General features: G+C 35.0%; 18 protein-coding genes. All 18 read left to right on the top strand.

Annotated features, from left to right (window positions below; genetic code table 11):
- Positions 1 to 1,291: oligosaccharide flippase family protein (locus tag LWW95_10185; GenBank protein ID MDL1957392.1), on the top strand; the 1,291-nt coding region annotated here is incomplete at its 5' end.
- Entirely contained in the window at positions 1,288 to 2,109 is an 822-nt protein-coding gene (locus LWW95_10190) for a glycosyltransferase family 2 protein (protein ID MDL1957393.1), read from the top strand. The genes LWW95_10185 and LWW95_10190, both read left to right, overlap by 4 nt.
- On the top strand, positions 2,106 to 3,206 hold the full coding sequence (locus LWW95_10195; GenBank protein MDL1957394.1) for a glycosyltransferase family 4 protein: 1,101 nt from the start codon (positions 2,106 to 2,108) through the stop codon (positions 3,204 to 3,206). The genes LWW95_10190 and LWW95_10195 overlap by 4 nt, the downstream gene beginning before the upstream one ends.
- 166 nt (positions 3,207 to 3,372) lie before the next feature.
- Positions 3,373 to 3,690 (top strand): nucleotidyltransferase domain-containing protein, encoded by a 318-nt coding sequence (locus LWW95_10200; protein MDL1957395.1) that lies wholly within the window; start codon positions 3,373 to 3,375, stop codon positions 3,688 to 3,690.
- A 103-nt stretch (positions 3,691 to 3,793) separates the two neighbouring features.
- Positions 3,794 to 4,093, top strand: a complete 300-nt coding sequence (locus LWW95_10205) for a HEPN domain-containing protein (GenBank protein ID MDL1957396.1) — start codon at positions 3,794 to 3,796, stop codon at positions 4,091 to 4,093.
- Between the two features lie 224 nt (positions 4,094 to 4,317).
- On the top strand, positions 4,318 to 4,614 hold the full coding sequence (locus LWW95_10210; protein MDL1957397.1) for a nucleotidyltransferase family protein: 297 nt from the start codon (positions 4,318 to 4,320) through the stop codon (positions 4,612 to 4,614).
- A complete protein-coding gene (locus tag LWW95_10215; protein ID MDL1957398.1) occupies positions 4,607 to 4,966 on the top strand; it encodes a DUF86 domain-containing protein in 360 nt (119 codons plus the stop codon). The genes LWW95_10210 and LWW95_10215 overlap by 8 nt, the downstream gene beginning before the upstream one ends.
- 293 nt (positions 4,967 to 5,259) lie before the next feature.
- Positions 5,260 to 5,544 carry an AbrB/MazE/SpoVT family DNA-binding domain-containing protein gene (locus LWW95_10220; protein MDL1957399.1) on the top strand — a complete coding sequence of 95 codons (285 nt, stop codon included), beginning with the start codon at positions 5,260 to 5,262 and terminating at the stop codon, positions 5,542 to 5,544.
- Complete coding sequence (locus LWW95_10225) at positions 5,496 to 5,990, top strand: hypothetical protein (protein ID MDL1957400.1); 495 nt, start codon at positions 5,496 to 5,498, stop codon at positions 5,988 to 5,990. Before LWW95_10220 ends, LWW95_10225 begins: the two co-directional genes overlap by 49 nt.
- A 26-nt stretch (positions 5,991 to 6,016) precedes the next feature.
- Entirely contained in the window at positions 6,017 to 6,565 is a 549-nt protein-coding gene (locus LWW95_10230; protein ID MDL1957401.1) for a glycosyltransferase, read from the top strand.
- A complete protein-coding gene (locus LWW95_10235; protein ID MDL1957402.1) occupies positions 6,562 to 7,692 on the top strand; it encodes a DegT/DnrJ/EryC1/StrS family aminotransferase in 1,131 nt (376 codons plus the stop codon). Before LWW95_10230 ends, LWW95_10235 begins: the two co-directional genes overlap by 4 nt.
- Positions 7,689 to 8,621 carry a Gfo/Idh/MocA family oxidoreductase gene (locus tag LWW95_10240; GenBank protein MDL1957403.1) on the top strand — a complete coding sequence of 311 codons (933 nt, stop codon included), beginning with the start codon at positions 7,689 to 7,691 and terminating at the stop codon, positions 8,619 to 8,621. Before LWW95_10235 ends, LWW95_10240 begins: the two co-directional genes overlap by 4 nt.
- The gene (locus LWW95_10245; GenBank protein MDL1957404.1) at positions 8,602 to 9,615 is read left to right on the top strand and encodes an ATP-grasp domain-containing protein; all 1,014 of its coding nucleotides are present in this window, start codon (positions 8,602 to 8,604) and stop codon (positions 9,613 to 9,615) included. Before LWW95_10240 ends, LWW95_10245 begins: the two co-directional genes overlap by 20 nt.
- Positions 9,603 to 10,136, top strand: coding sequence for an HAD family hydrolase (locus tag LWW95_10250; protein ID MDL1957405.1), 534 nt, complete (start codon positions 9,603 to 9,605; stop codon positions 10,134 to 10,136). The genes LWW95_10245 and LWW95_10250 overlap by 13 nt, the downstream gene beginning before the upstream one ends.
- A 33-nt stretch (positions 10,137 to 10,169) precedes the next feature.
- Positions 10,170 to 10,334 carry a hypothetical protein gene (locus LWW95_10255; GenBank protein MDL1957406.1) on the top strand — a complete coding sequence of 55 codons (165 nt, stop codon included), beginning with the start codon at positions 10,170 to 10,172 and terminating at the stop codon, positions 10,332 to 10,334.
- A gap of 54 nt (positions 10,335 to 10,388) precedes the next feature.
- A complete protein-coding gene (locus LWW95_10260) occupies positions 10,389 to 11,336 on the top strand; it encodes a glycosyltransferase family 2 protein (GenBank protein MDL1957407.1) in 948 nt (315 codons plus the stop codon).
- Complete coding sequence (locus LWW95_10265) at positions 11,324 to 12,433, top strand: polysaccharide pyruvyl transferase family protein (protein ID MDL1957408.1); 1,110 nt, start codon at positions 11,324 to 11,326, stop codon at positions 12,431 to 12,433. The genes LWW95_10260 and LWW95_10265 overlap by 13 nt, the downstream gene beginning before the upstream one ends.
- The gene (locus LWW95_10270; protein MDL1957409.1) at positions 12,430 to 16,131 is read left to right on the top strand and encodes a carbohydrate binding domain-containing protein; all 3,702 of its coding nucleotides are present in this window, start codon (positions 12,430 to 12,432) and stop codon (positions 16,129 to 16,131) included. Before LWW95_10265 ends, LWW95_10270 begins: the two co-directional genes overlap by 4 nt.
- The last annotated feature ends 374 nt before the right edge of the window (positions 16,132 to 16,505 follow it).

A 16,505-nucleotide genomic window follows, 5' to 3' on the forward strand; every position in this document is an offset into this window, starting at 1 on the left:
TTTGAATATAGCGAGTAGAGTGAATTTTCATGACCATTTCGGTCTTTTTAAACACACAAGTATTATGTTTGCCGTCTCATTAATAACAGGAACATGCAATTACATATATCAAATATACATGGGAAAGGCTTTGGGACCTGAAAGCTATGGTGTTTTTGGCTCTCTATTCGCAATCTTTTACATCGTTTCCGTTTGCGGAGGCACAATACAGACATCCATAGCAAGATTCGTCTCTAAGTTGAAAGCGGAAGGTGAATACGGAAATATCGGCTTTTTACTGTATGGAATGTTGAAAAGGATGAGCATTTTAGGGATTATTATGTTCCTTATTTTCACATTTGCGGGTAAATATATAGCATCATTCTTAAAAATAGAATCAAATGAGCTGATAATTATTGTGGGAATTATTCTGTTTCTTTCTTTTTTCCTACCTATTGGCACAGGAGCGCTGCAGGGAATGGAAAGATTTTGGTATTTAGGGACAATAAACATTCTAAATGCGTCTTCAAAATTGATTTTCGGAATATTTCTTGTATGCATGGGATTTGGTGTTGCAGGTGCATTAGGAGGCGTGGCAATAGCGATTTTCCTCGCTTTAATAGCATCTTTCATCCCTAATATTCCCGTTTTGAAGCATAAAGGCAGCGAATTTGATTTTTTCCAACTATATAAATACGCATTTCCTGTGATAATAGCAGTATTCTGCTACACTGTTCCTGCAAATATAGATGTGATAATGGTGAAACACTTCTTTGATGAATACGATGCGGGTATTTACACTGCAACTTCGGTGTTGGGAAAAATTGTTTTCTTCATTCCGGGGGCGGTCTCTGCCGTGATGTTTCCTAAGGTTTCGGGAATGCACACGCAGAAAAAGAGAACATTCAGTTTGCTGAATATGTGCTTAATTATCGCATGCTCTCTTTCAGGCCCAGTCGCTCTCGCATACTTGCTCACTCCTTCTCTCATCGTAAATTTCATTTTCGGCACAAAATACATGGAAGCAACATCTTTAGTGGGAATTTATGGACTCGCTATGTTCTTCTTCACTCTATCCGTGATAGTTTCCTCATATAATCTTGCAATTCATAACTTGAAATATGTTCTTATTCCTGTTTCTTTTATGTTTTTACTGATATTCTTACTTTCTATTTTTCATAAGACGATGAGAGAAATTGTAATGACTATGCTTTATGTCAGTGCAATACTTTTCTTTTTAAGCTATTTTTACACCGCTTGGAGGGAGAGGAGGATGCCATTGGTTGGAATGGGGCGGATTTCCATTAATTGAAAGAAGAAAGCAAGTTTAATAGAGGCATGTTTTCATTAAATAGAGATGCTGTGGAGCATAGATATACAGGTAATGTAGAGCGGAGTAATCCTAAGTTAAGTTTGATAATACCAGCGTTCAATGAGGAAAAAAGAATAGAGGGAACAATCTTAAGTTATCTGGAGTATTTTTCAAGTGAGCAGAACAATTTTGAAATTATTGTTGAGATGGATGGTTGCACGGACGGAACTGAAGAGGTGGTCAGAAAGCTTGCTAAGAAATATGCAAATATAATTCCGATAAAATTTGAAAGAAGACTTGGTAAAGGAGGTGGCATTGTAAGGGGGTTCCAGAATGCTAGGGGAGATATTGTTGGTTTTGTCGATGCTGACGGCTCTATTAAACCAGAAGAATTTGAGAAGCTCTTGATAGAATTAGAAAACGGATACAGCGGGGCCATAGCCTCAAGGAGGGCAGAAGGAGCTGTTGTTGTGAATCAGCCATTAATAAGGAAAATTTTGAGTAAGTTATTCAACATTCTTGTAAGGATACTTTTCATATTACCATACAAAGATACGCAATGTGGAGCTAAAATTTTCAGAAAGAAAGTTATAGAGGAAGTTATTCCTTCATTAAATACTCATAATTTTGCATTTGATGTAAATTTGCTTTATCTCATGACAAAAAAAGGATTTAAGATAAAAGAAGTAGGTATCAGATGGGAAGACAAATACGGCTCCAAGGTAAAATTACACAGAGTAATTCCAGAGATGCTTATTTCAATTATAAGATTAAGATTGTATCACAGTCCGTTAAAGTTTTTAGTGAGAAGAGAATGAGAATACTTATTTTTAACTGGCGATGTTGGCATCATCCCTTAGCAGGCGGAGCTGAAAAATATCTTTATGAGATCTCCAAGAGATTGGTTAAAAAAGGTTACAAAATCACTTGGTTTGTTTCAAGATATTGTGGAGCAAGGGAAAAAGAATTCATAGATGGGATAGAAGTAATCCGGAAAGGAGGTAAGTTTTCTGTTTATCTTTATGCTTTCTGGCACTATCTGATACACTTGAGAAGAAAGAACTTTGATCTTATAATTGATGACATAAATGGTGTTCCTTTCTTCACACCTATTTATGTCTGGAGGCATAAAATTGCAATAATTCACCATCTTGTGAAGAAAATATTTTTCAGGGAGCTACCATGGCATATGGCGTTGTTGGGCTGGATATCTGAAAGATTAATTCCTTTGATATATTTTAATACAAAGTTTGTTACCGTTTCAAAAAGTTCTGAGGAAGAGATGAAGAAATTTGGAATAAAAAATATTGAAATTGTTCCAAACGGCATAGACACCAAAATTTATAATGCAAATCCTAATTCTAAAAATGATATTCCAGTCATCCTTTTTCTTGGAAGACTCAAAAAATATAAAAGAATAGAATTACTTTTAAGGTCATTCAAAATAGTGTCTAAAAAGGTTGAAGCAGAACTCTGGATTGCTGGGAGAGGTGATATGAAAGGAGAGCTTGAGAATCTAACCAAAGAGTTAGAAATACAAGACAGAGTCAAGTTCTTCGGATTCGTTAGTGAAAAAGATAAAATTGAATTGCTGAAAAAAGCTTGGGTTTTCGTTACAACTTCAGAAAAAGAAGGATGGGGGATAACTGTGATAGAAGCAAACGCATGTGGGACTCCAGCTATTGCTTTTGATGTTTCTGGGTTGAGAGATTCAATAAAACATGGATACAGTGGTCTGCTTGTGGAAGATGGCAATATAGAAAAATTAGCAGAAGCAATAATAGATATTTTAAGTGATAGTGATTTAAGAGAAGAGTTAAGCAGAAATGCGATTGAATGGGCTAAAGGATTTAGCTGGGATAGAAGTGCCGAAGAGTTTGAAAAAGTAATTAAGAATGTAATTGAGGAGAGATGAAGCGATGAAAGCAAGTATAGAAAGAGGTGATATTGGATACAGCAAAAGTGTATGGCGTAAATGTGGATAACCAATAGGTGGCAAATGAAAAAAGCGATGAGGATAAAAAGTTTTATTTGTGATTTCAGTTAAAAACATATATATGCTGGAAGGAAATATTGTTCTAATGGCGACTGAAGAAATCAAGAGGATAATTTTAGAAGTTGCCGAGAAATACGGAGTAAAGGTGGACAGGATAATTCTCTTCGGTTCAAGAGCGAGGGGTGATTTTAGATATGATTCAGACTGGGATATACTGATAGTCAGTGAAACTAAAACTGACAGAAATACCGAAAGAAGATTTCTTTACGAATGCGTTTTGAGGCTGTTAGACTTGGATGTTGATGCAGAGCTCGTAATGGTTAGCAGAGATTACTACAATAAGCGCAAGAACGCTTTTGGTAACATATGTGGCACTGCCACCTTAGAGGGAGTTGTTTTATGAATGAAGAAACAGCAAAGGAATGGTTGAAAAAGGCTGAAAGAGATTTAAAGGAGATTTAAAGGCTGCAGATGTATTACTCAGAGAAGGTATTTACGATTACTCGTTGTTCCACTCCCAACAAGCTGTTGAAAAATATCTCAAAGCTTTTCTGACTTACCATAATAAGCACTTCGGAAAAACGCACAACATTCCGCTGCTCATTGATTTGTGCAAGGAGATTGATCTAAGCTTCGAAGCTCTGCTCAAACTTGATTTCTCCATTTTGTTTCCAATCGGTGTTACGATCAGATATCCAATAGATCGGGAGATAACCGAAGAAGAGGCGAAGGAGGCGCTTGAAATATCTGAGAAAGTCAGGGAATTCATTTTGAAGAAATTGGGGTTATGGAATATAAATCAATAACCAGCCGGCTATTGTCGTTGATAGATTTTCTGACGATAGGACTGTTGAACAGAAAGATGATGCTAAAGTTTATATGGATTGTGAACGAGCTAAGAACTTCGGGCTGGAGAAAGCGAAGGAAAAACCAGAAGACTTCCCGACTAATCTATGTGAGTACGCTCTTTTTGTGTATTTGGGCACAAAAATTTATAATAAGTGACGAAATAAAATAGTAGGTGATGGTAATGAAAAAAATTGAAGATATACTGGAAACACTTAGAAAACACAAGGAAGAGCTAAAAAGGAAGTATGGCGTGAAAGAAATTAGCATCTTTGGCTCCTTTGCGAGAGGTGAGGAAAGAGAGAGCAGTGATGTCGACATATTAGTTGAGTTTGAAAAACCGGTGGGACTTGAATTTTTTGAACTTTGGGACGAACTGGAAGAGTTATTAGGAATGAAGGTGGATTTACTTACTGTTAAGGCAGTAAAGCAGAAATTTTTACTCTGGAAAAGCATAGAGAGTGATCTCGTGTATGTCTAAGAGGGACTGGAGTCTTTTCGTTAGTGACATCCTTGAAAGCATCGAAAAAATTGAGAGATACATCTTAGGAGTTTCCTATGAGGAATTCATGAAAGACGACAAGCTAAAGGATGCTGTGGTTAAAAATCTTGAGATAATAGGTGAAGCCGCTAATTATATTCCCGATGAAATTAAAGTAAAGTATAAAGATATACCATGGAGGCAGATCGTAGGATTAAGACACCGCTTAATTCACGGATATTTTGTTGTAGATTACGACATCGTCTGGAATATTGTAATAAAGGACATCCCCCGATTAAAAACTGCGATAAAAAGAATCTTGGAGGAATTTACGAACCTGCAGAAGAAGTAATAGAAGCAATAGAAACGGCTGAGAAAGTCAGGGAATTCATTTTGAAGAAATTGGGGTTATGATGGTTCCAGTAGTCATTCTGACTTTATTTTTATAATGTTGAAATTGAAGTTATTTGATATAATAGAATTTAAGAAATCCTGCCTATTAGAGGGGGTATATAGAAATTAAGAAGGATGGTCGTGCAGCTAAAAACACCACTTACTTGCGGATGTGCGATAACGTAACAATTTTTGCCAACAAGCTTGCCATTTACCAGAGATTTTATAAGTTGCCAAATTCAATAGTATAGCATGAAGGTGAGAGTTGACGGGAACGGCAGGATAATTCTGCCGAAGAAGGTTAGAGAGGAGCTCGGCATTCACGAAGGCTCTGAGCTTATGCTGGACATAAAAGGTGAAGAAATAGTGATTAAGATCCACAGAGGGAATCTTGATAAAAGTCTTGATAAAAGAGTGGACGAACTCGTTGAATTTTTGAGGAACAAGGCACCAAAAGCTTTTGTCTCCGAAGTCGAGGAGGAAGAAAAATGGCTCACGAAGAAATACGGTTTGGAAAAGATCGGATTGAAGGTGTAGTAGACGTCGGGATAGTAGTGATATCTCACTTTGAAAATCCTGCGAAAGATGCTGCACTCGAATTTTTATCGGACGTTCTGAAGTGGAGGAGGAAATGCATAATTCCAACATCAGCAGTCTTGGGAGCATATCATATTTTGACAAGATACTTGAAAGTTGAGAAGACATCTGCATACGAAACACTTACGAAAACGCTAAAAACGCAATCTCCCGCTTTTTACGAAGAGATCGACGTTGATGTCGTTTTAGATTCGCTAACGAATGCCTTAGGTTATAACATAGAATCTCGGGACGGTTACATAGTAGCCTTAGCCAAGAAGTTTAAGGCTACGATATACATGATAAAGCTAATAAAGAAGGTAAAAGACGTCCCAGCTGCAAACCCCATTCCAGAAGACGTTTTCAAAGAATACAACCGGTGGTTGAGAATCCATTTGAATGCCTGACTGCAAGAGAATTGATTTACTCTAAAATGAAAAATTATTCAACTTACAAAACTGTCGCTAAGAAAGCCTCGCAGGGCGGGGTGGATGTCAAAAAAGAGCTTACGGGTTCAATGGGTATGAGTGAGCCGCTTGTGTCAGCTGTAATTCCAACCTACAACTCCGAGAAAACCTTGGAAAAATGCCTGAAATCAATCAGAGACCAGACTTACGGAAACATAGAGATAATCGTTGTTGATAAGTTCTCCAAAGACAGGACAGTTGAAATCGCCAAGAGATACGGAGCAAGGATAATTTACGACGAGGGTGAGAGAACGAGAGCGAAGAACATTGGATTGAAGAAAGCTAAAGGGAAATACGTTTTATTTGTTGATTCGGACATGGAACTAAGCAAAAAAGTTGTGGAGGAGTGCGTGAATTTCATCGAATCCGACGAAAGTATTGGTGGAATCATAATTCCCGAGCGGAGTATCGGCAAGTCCTTTTGGGTTAAGGTTAGAGATTTTGAGAGGAGTTTTTACGTCGGGATTGAGATGGAGTCTGCGAGGTTTTTTCAGAAAGGAGGTATGATGAAATGACTAGTAACCCTAAAATATCATTAATTGAGCCAATTTTAACGGATGATATGATAGATGCAGCTGTAAGAGCTCTTAAGAACGAACGATATCTTAAAGGAGAGAGTGTCAAAAAATTTGAAGAAGAATTTGCAAATTTTATAGGAACTAAGCACGCAATTGCTGTGAATAGTGGGACGACAGCTTTACATTTATCTTTAATTACGATGGATGTGAAAGAAAGAGATTACGTTATAACGACGCCAGCGACATTTATAGCTACCGCTAATGTTATCACTTACATCAAAGCAAATCCGATTTTTGTTGACATTTCACTTGAAACGTATAATATTGATCCTCAAAAGTTAGAAAAAACTATTAAAGAATTCAAGGACAAAGTTAAGGCGATTATACCAGTTCATCTTTATGGATATTCCTGCGATATGGATGTGATTATGGAGATAGCTGAGAGATACGATGTTAAAGTTTTAGAGGATGCGTGTCAAGCACATGGAGCTACTTATAAAGGTAGGAAAGTTGGGTCATTTGGAGATGCTGGAGCTCTCTCATTTTATCCCTCCAAGAACATGACTGTTTGCGGGGACGGAGGGATGGTAACGACTAATGACAATGAGATTGCTGAAATTGTGGAATCACTTAGAGATGTTGGCAGATCAAAAACAAATCCATACGTCCATGAGTATATTGGTTACACCGCAAGGATGAACACGGTTAATGCTGCTATCGGCAGAATTCAGCTAAAGTACCTTGAGAAATGGAACGAAAGGAGGAGAAAAATTGCAAGAGAATACAACAAAAAACTCGATGGGGTAGGAGATTTGATTCTACCTCCAAAAGAAAATAGTAAAGTTAAGCCAGTCTATCATCTATATGTTGTTAGAACAAAATACAGAGATCAGCTTAAAGAATACTTGGAAAAGAGAGGGATTGAGTGCGGAATACACTATCCTTTGCCTGTTCACTTGCAACCGCCTTACAGAAGGATGGGATTCAAGGAAGGAATGTTTCCGAATGCTGAGAGATGGGCGAGAGAAGTTTTAAGCTTGCCCATGCACCCAAATTTAACCAGAGATGAGATAGAATACATCATTAGTTGTGTAGAAGAATTCTTTAGGGTGACCGAAAAATGAAGATTGGAGTTATAGGAATCGGGCGATGGGGAACGAAGGTTGCAAGGGAGTATATAGTATTGATGAACGAAGGTGTCATAGATTCAGTAATCTTATGCGATAAAAATGAGTCTCAATTACGACAATTTAATGGATCTGCAGAATTATGTAATGATTTTAATGAGTTTATTAAAAAAGTAGATGCTGTTCATATCTGCACGCCAAACAATACGCATTATGAAATAGCAAAGGAAACACTTGAAAATGATATTCATGTGTTAATAGAAAAACCTATGGCTGAAAGCCTAACAGAGGCCTTCAAGTTAGTTGAGTTAGCATTATCAAAAAATTTAGTTTTACAGGTAGGACATATTTTTAGATTTGCTAATATAGTTAGAGAAATTAGAAGAATATATCTAAATAATCACTTCGGTAAAATTTTATATTTTAATTTAGCATGGACTCATTTAATTCCACCAATGAGCGGAACTGATGTCATTTACGATTTACTACCACACCCACTTGATATACTTAATTTTATAACAGACGAATGGCCAATTGATTTTAATGGGATAGGCATAAAAGTAGGAGCGAATACAATCGAGGCTTGTTATATACAAGCCATATATGAGAGTGGAAAAATTGCAAATATACACTTGAGTTGGGTAAATCCTATAAGAAGGAGATATATTGAAGTCGTTGGAACTAAAAAAGTACTAGTCGGAGATTGCGTTACTCAAGAAGCAACAGTTTATGATGAAAAGAGAGGTAAAAAGTTAGACATAAAACCCAATAATACAATAAGAGAGGAGATTTTGAATTTCATAAAAACCATAGAAAGTGGTAAAAATGAGCCGAATTCGGGTATAGTTGGTATAAGGAGCATAGAAATGATTAATAAAGCTAGAAAATCGATAAAAGAAATTGGTGATGTATATAAAGAGTTTTAATATTTTAATTGATTGTGCTGGAACTGCTACAGCAATATCAGTCATAAAGGGATTGAAATATCAAAAGAAATATAACTATAAGATAATTACCATAGATGTTGATGAATTTATAGCTGGACGATATCTTTCTGATAAGTTTTATGTGGTGCCTCCAGCCAATGATCCAAAAGCTATTGAAGAAGTGTTAAAAATATGTAAAATGGAAAATATACATTTATTTGTGCCAATTTTTGATTTATGGCTGCCAACACTCTCAGAACATGCAGAAATGTTTAAAGATGTAGGAACTTTTATCTTAATCTCGAAACCAAAGACAATATACATATGCTTTGATAAATACAAAACATATTTATTCTTAAGAGAAAATAATATTCCTACTCCAAGAACATTTACATTAGATGAGACGATTGAGAAAGTGGAAAATGATGAGATATCATTTCCTATATTTATCAAACCAAGGAAAGGTGGAAGAGCGTCTATAAATGCTTTGAAAATTAATAATAAAGAAGAATTGTATTATTACATAAAAAAATCTGAAAATTGGATTGTCCAAGAGCACATAGATGGTGTGGAATACACTATAGATTGCTTAAATACACTTGATGGTAAAAAATGCCTAGGTGCAGTTGTAAGAAAAAGGATAGAAACTAAAGGAGGATTATCCGTAAAATCTGAGATTGTTTATGATAGGGAACTTATGGATTATGCCATTAAAATTGGAAAAAAATTAGAGATTATAGGACCTTATAACATTCAATGTTTTAGAGACAAGCATGGCAACATATACTTTACAGAAATAAACCCAAGATTTGCCGGAACTCACGCATTTACGATAATAGCCGGATTAAATAGCATAGAACTAATACTGGATATGCTTAATGGCATGGAACCTGAACCAGTGTTTGATAAAATAAGATATGGGTTGAAAATGGTTAGATTTTGGAATGAGATTATAATTGACAAGAATGAGGTGTACATCCCATGGGCACTTTAGAACAAGAGTTAAACAAGTACAAATACATAATTTTCGACTTCGACGGAACCATAGTAAATCTTCACGTTGATTGGAGAGGTCTAAAGAATACATTAGCGAGAATGTTTAACTTAGATTTTCACTCGTTGAATGAAGGTCTCAAAAAACTAGATAAAGATGAGTTAACGATAGCATTCAAAGTAATTGAAAAATATGAGAACACATCTAGGTATGAGGTAAATTCAAAATTGGTAAGATATATACGTGAAAATAACAAGAAGTACGCAATATTCTCAGATAACATGGTATTAACAATATCAAAAATCCTTACTGAATTAGGTATAAGAAGCAAATTCGAAATTATAGTTGGTAAAGATTCCGTGAATAACTTTAAGCCAAGTGAAGAGGGAATTATTAAGATATTGAATCACTTTGGCATAAACAATAGCAAGAAGAGGGAAGTTATATATGTAGGAGACGACAAAAAAGATGAAGCAATCGCAAGAAAAGTAAATGTAAAGTTTTTGAACATTAAATTATAGGGACAAAAAGTGTGAAGGACTGATCAGAAAGAAGTGTTAGACAATATAGCAAGGGGCTGCGATTCATCTGCCCAGAAAGATTTGATTATTGGTTATAAAAATAGGAGATATTGTGATAGAGTTGGAATATGGCAAGAAAAAGGAGCAATAATTGGAGCTTGCGCAGTAGTGACAAAGGATGTACTCCAAATGCGGTAGTGGTAGGAAACCCGGCAAGAGTGATAAAATGGAGAGATGAATTAGGGGTTTAATATGAAAAAGCCGTCTCTTTCAATAATAATTCCTACATATAAAAGAGAAAAATCGCTAATGAGAACATTAAAATCAATCGATAACTCGACATATAGAGACTTGGAGATTATAATTATAGATATGGGAAATTCTGCTAAGAAAATAAGGAAACTTATCAACGTAGAATTAGTAGAATTGAGTGAAAAAATTAAGATAATAAAGGGACAAGAGGATATGTATGTCTCAGGTGCTATGAATGAGGGTATTCAGCATGCAAATGGCGATTACATTTTGATTTGTGCAGATGATGTAGTATTGAAAAAAGATACAATTCAGAAGCTTGTAGATGTTTTACTAAATCACGGTGAAATTGGGATAATCTGTCCGGTATGCTATTATCTAAAAGACCCAAATCGAATATGGTGGGCGGGTTCAAAAGTTAACATGTGGACAAGTAGAACGTATTTTTATGGAAGGGATTTACCTCTTCCCGATACCGAAATATTCAATACGGATTCATTCACGACTGTAGCATTAATTAGGAAAGAGTTATTTTACGATGAAGACGGTAAACTGTTTTTCGTTGATCAACAAGAGTTTCCAATACACAATGAGGAGGCAGATTTTTCATTTAGAGCTAAGATAAGAGGTTGGAGAGTCTGTGTAACAAAAAACGCTAAAGCTTATCATGATGTTCCACCACCTGAAGAGGAGAGCGATTTAGCAAGACTATTCCATGTCCATACAGAAAGGAGAGCGTATTACACAGCAAGAAACAGAATAATATTCCACAAAAAATACTCAAAATGGTGGCAGTTTTTGATTTTCATCTTGATTTTCAATTGGTTGTTTACACTATATTATTTGAGAGTGATTTTGCTAGGGTCTAAAAGACCATTTAAGGAGAGGTTAAGGATTGCAAAGGCTTATTTAAAAGGAGTTGCAGAGGGGATAAAATGGAGTATATAGATTCTATGAAAAATATACAGATCAAAAAAAGGCATCAAATTTTATACTCAGATGATTTTAAGACTCTCAAAAAAGTCCTAATTATAGGAAATTATGGTCCAGGAAATTTTGGAGATGAAGTCATGCTTGATGTGATTTTGGATCTTTTATCGAAGGAATGTAAGGTATATATACCCACTAGAAGTCCAGAAACGCTGAAAGAGTTACATCCAGACAGTAGAATAATACCATTATATTTTAAAAATATTTGGTATATTTTGAAAGAAGCTATTAAATGTGATGCCATTATCTTTGGAGGAGGAACTATATTTACTAAAGGAAGAGGGATAGGTATAGATCTCACATTAATTTTATCCTTACTATTAAAATTATCTATTAAAAAAAAGATTTATTTTTATGGAATAGGATATTCTGAAACTACTCCTCTTGGATTAAGAATTTTAGCTAAATTGCTTATGCAAAACGGCAATGTATTCGTAAGAGACAAAAAATCAAAGGACCTAATACTTAAGAAGGTTGGAATTAATCCATGCTTAATAAAGGATCTAACTTTTTATTGGAAGCCGCCAAAGGCTAAGCTACCTCCTGAAATAAAAAAAATAATAATAGAAAACAATAACGCTATTATTGTGGGTTTGTCCATAACTAAAGACTTATTTGAGTTTAAAAAAGAAAAAGAATTTGTAAAATTCCTAAATTACATAACTTCGAAATATAATATATTAATATTTGCTTTTATATTTAATCCAGAATTTAGGGGTAGAACTATTGGGTTATCTTCCGATCTATATTTATATAAGAAAATAAAAGAAGAACTCTACAAAAATATCAAATTTTACATACTACCATACTACCCACCACATGTACTATTCGAGGTCGTTAAGCATGTCGACATAATAATTGGGATGAGATATCATTCGCTAATATTAGCACATTTACATTCAAAACATATCATCGGAATAGCCGTATTTGATAAACAAGAAACGTTTCTTGTTGAACACAATTATCCATATATCAGATTAAATAAGTTAACAAGCGGAGATTTAATTAGAATTTTCGAGAAAGTGCTATCAACAATAAAAAGTGATCAAAAATGAAGATCGAAGATGATATATTTTTCATAATATTATTCGGTGTAATTTCTGCTATATTCATTAGAGATATTATAGTCTCAGGTGAAATAGTTAGCGATACTATATGGTATCTTTCACTGGAAAATTACATAAAGGCTGAGGGACACACGCTGTTTTTGTGGAATGACCAGCTAAGCGTAGCAAACCTTCCAGTAATATTCTCCTATCACATACCATTAATTATTATTGCAAAATGTCTTAATTTAAGCATTATTCAGTACGCAATCATTCAACTTTGGTTTGTTTACACCTTGTCAGGAATATGTATGTACATTTTGATAAAAAATGTCATACAATCAATACTTAGGAAGCCAAACGATAAAATATTGTCTGTAGCGTCATTTTTAGGAGGGTTATATTATTTAGCTAATCCCGCGTACACGCTCTCCTATGTTCTACGACCAGATAGGATTTTCTATTATGCCATAACACCTATAGTGTTCTTAACTTTCTACAAATCAATTAAGTTAAATAAAGCTAGATATGCTGTGCTATCTGCAATATTTTTTTCTTTATATAGCTACGGGTATAGATTCTATGTATTCGCCTTTCTATTGTTATTGCCATATCTTTTATTCACTATTATTTTTGAGTTGTTGAGGAGTGGCAACAAGCTATATGTTATTAAGAGGTATGCCTTTATTTTATTTGCATTTGGTTTAACAGTAATAGCTATTAATGGATGGTTCCTAGCTCTTTCTATTTTCTATAAACAACCCGCAGTAGCAACAGCTCTCACTACGCAACTAATAGAAGTAAGATTTGCCTATGCTTCTATGGCAAATGTAATAAGGGGCTTGGGAGAAATAACTATTCCATATTTCTACTCTGATAAGCCACCTATAATTTCTAAGTTTGATATCTTCATTACCTTATTATCATTTGCTCCACCTATTCTTTCTATACTCCCATTCCTATCCAGAAAGGCGAAAAACTCTGAAATTATCTATTTTTTATGGTCTATAAATATTTTCACGGTATTTGTGCTAAGTATTCCAGAATTTAGAGCGTGGGTTATTTTACATAGCCCTCTGAAAGACATCTTCATTGGTAGGGCGTTTAGTGGATTAAAGGCTCAGTTTCTTGTAGTGTTTTCGTTTGCTATATTGTTTGCAATATCCATTTATCTAATAATTGAAAAATTGCATACTCTTATAAGGAAAAATTGGAACATTCTTACACCACTAATATCGCTAATTTTTGCTATTCTAATATTAATACCTTCGTGGCCATTATTGGTTGGTGATTTGAATAATGTTTATGGTGACACTAAAATACCAGACGAGTATTTCATCGTAAACGAATGGTTAAAAAATCAATCAGAACTTTTTAAGGCAATATGGATTCCTAGAGGATCTCAGTCTCATTTCTCTTGGTCGGAATCAAAATTTGATATGGGTCCAATAGTAGATCGGGGATCTTCAGTTCCTCAATATTGGAGAGAATCGACTTCTTTCCACTATTTCTTTGAGTATACATTAGGTCTCAAGAATTCACTACTAGCTAAAGGAAAAACACGAAGCCTTGCGGAATTGTTATCAACCATAGGTGTAAAGTATTTAATAGTACATAAAGATCAGATTTTATCCCAACTGGAATTAGTAGACAAGCAAGAGTCTTATTTAATGAAGGATAATGACTTTAGAATTGTGTATGAATCAGGTTTTATTAAGGTGTTTGAGAATACTAAGTTTAGCGATATAATGTATACTGCTCCAAACTATTTTATTTCCTTTGGTGGGTTAGTAATGTTAAATAGTATATATGATAACCTACAACACTATTCAACTTTTCCAATAGTTATTTCGGATTATTACACTAGCTATGACGCTATAAGTAGAGCTAAGGGATTATTTCTCACAAACGAAAAAAACTGGTACGATGTAGATATGTTAATCATACAAAAAAAGATTATCATTACTCCTGCAAAATATACACCATACTATAACCCAAAAGGAAATAAATGGTCACGCGCTTACCTACCAGACCCGCATCACGGAGCATGGTCCCCATTCATTAATATGATTCCAAACCACAAATGGGAGTTTAGCTATGACTTAAATTATGGTTTTATTTTCGCAACAAAAAGAGATGACTTAGAAATTCCGGTAAATATTGAGGAAAGTAGTAAATACTATCTCTTTGCGAGAGTCTTTAAGAATCCTAAGGGAGGAGAAATAAAAATTAATTTGGCTAATTTGTCAAAAACAATAAATACTAGAGAAGATGTAAAAGCTGAGTTTGTTTGGGTAAAAGTAGGTGAAATTTATCTGACTAAGGGCAAATATACTCTTAAAATTGAAAATGTTAGAGGGAGTAATGCCATTAATATATTGGTTCTAATCCCAGAAAAAGAATACTACAAAGCCAAGAAAGAGGTAGAAAAACTCCTTCAGAACAAAACTGTAATCTACCTCTTTGAAGCAGAATCTGACCTCTATCGTTCAAACGCTAAGACAGTTAAAAATATCGATGCAAGCAATGGTGAACTATTAACATTCATTAAAAACGGCAGAGCTTGGCAAGACATCGAAATTGTCAAGAACGGAACCTACAGACTTGCTTTAAGGAGTGTGGGAGAGTTTAAAGTAAGAATTAGTGATCACGAATTTATCCTCAAATCGAATTCTTTGAACTTCACGTATACACCCATATTCCACCTAACCAAAGGAAAATACAAGCTTGAAGTAACACCGCTAAAAGTTAAAAACCTCGTTAAGAATCCTTCTTTCGAAAGGGTATTTGCTGGATTGCCAGGGAGCTGGAAAATTGGTAATACCAAGGACTTCAAGATAAGTTTTGATAAAGGCTATAAAGGAAAGTATAGCTTGAAAGTTTCAACGTCAACCACTAAAAAGACATGGAGTTGGATTAGAAGCGAACCGATAGATGTTCAACCGGGAAGGACGTATTTAGTTACCATTCATATAAAATATCGTAATGTGAACTCGACTCACATACCAATTGGTGCTTATTACGAGGATAGGGGCTGGAAGCGATTGACCGTAATTGCAGCAAGAATAACTGGAGATTCTGATTGGCAAGAATATAGTGCTATAATAAAAATCCCTGAGAATGTTACAAAGATAAGAGGGGTTTTAAACGCTGGCTGGGTTCTCGATGAAAGTAAGGGAGAAGCTATAACGTGGTTCGATGATGTGCAAGTTATTCCATTCGAAGAAGCTCCAAAGCTTGATGTCATCTGGCTATACTCCACAGAAACTAATCAAACCCTTGATCAGCTATTTGAAGTTAAAGAAAAACCCGCTGAAGTGATCGGCTACACAAAAATCAACCCAACCCTCTGGAAAGTTAAGGTGAATACAACAAAACCCTTCATGCTTTCATTTGCCGAAGCTTACGATCCGCTGTGGGAAGCAAGAATATACAAGGACGGTAAATTGGTGGAAAAGGTTAGAGCAATACCCTTATACTCTGTCATAAACGGATTCTGGATAGATAAAACAGGAGAGCTTGAAATAGTTATAAGATATACACCGCAGGACTGGTTTGAGATAGGTTTGATAATCTCTGCTATAACTTTCGTAAGTTGCATCGGCTATCTCTTCTACGACTGGAGAAGAGAGAAAGGAGATAAATGGGCTAAAGAAATTGAAAGAAGATTAAATGAAATTAAAAGGCGTTGGAAAAATAAGGTATAATGTTACGAAATTTTCAAATTAAATTATTCTCTTTTAATAATTTAAATACTTCCTCAAAGAAGTCTGAAATTGAAATTTCTCTTTTTCCCTCTTCACTGAAATCGTGATCTTTTGGATTTTCAAAAGGATGTTTATGCCACACACTACCGACACAATCCCTACCAAATAACCTTCTGTTCCATCCTATTAAAATATAATTCTTAGTTGGTTATAATAAAGTTGGATGTAGATGTTTTCGGTTATCGGAACTTTTACCTTAACGGCGTTTTTAGTTTTTGCAAGTATTTCGGCTCTGAGTGGAGTTTCGCAACGGTCTCAACTTCCTTGATGAAGTCTTTTTCTCTTTGCGGGCGATGAGAATAGAAGGTAATAGA

The sequence above is a fragment of the Candidatus Desulfofervidus auxilii genome (genome assembly GCA_030262725.1).
Taxonomy (GTDB): Bacteria; Desulfobacterota; Desulfofervidia; order Desulfofervidales; family Desulfofervidaceae; genus JAJSZS01.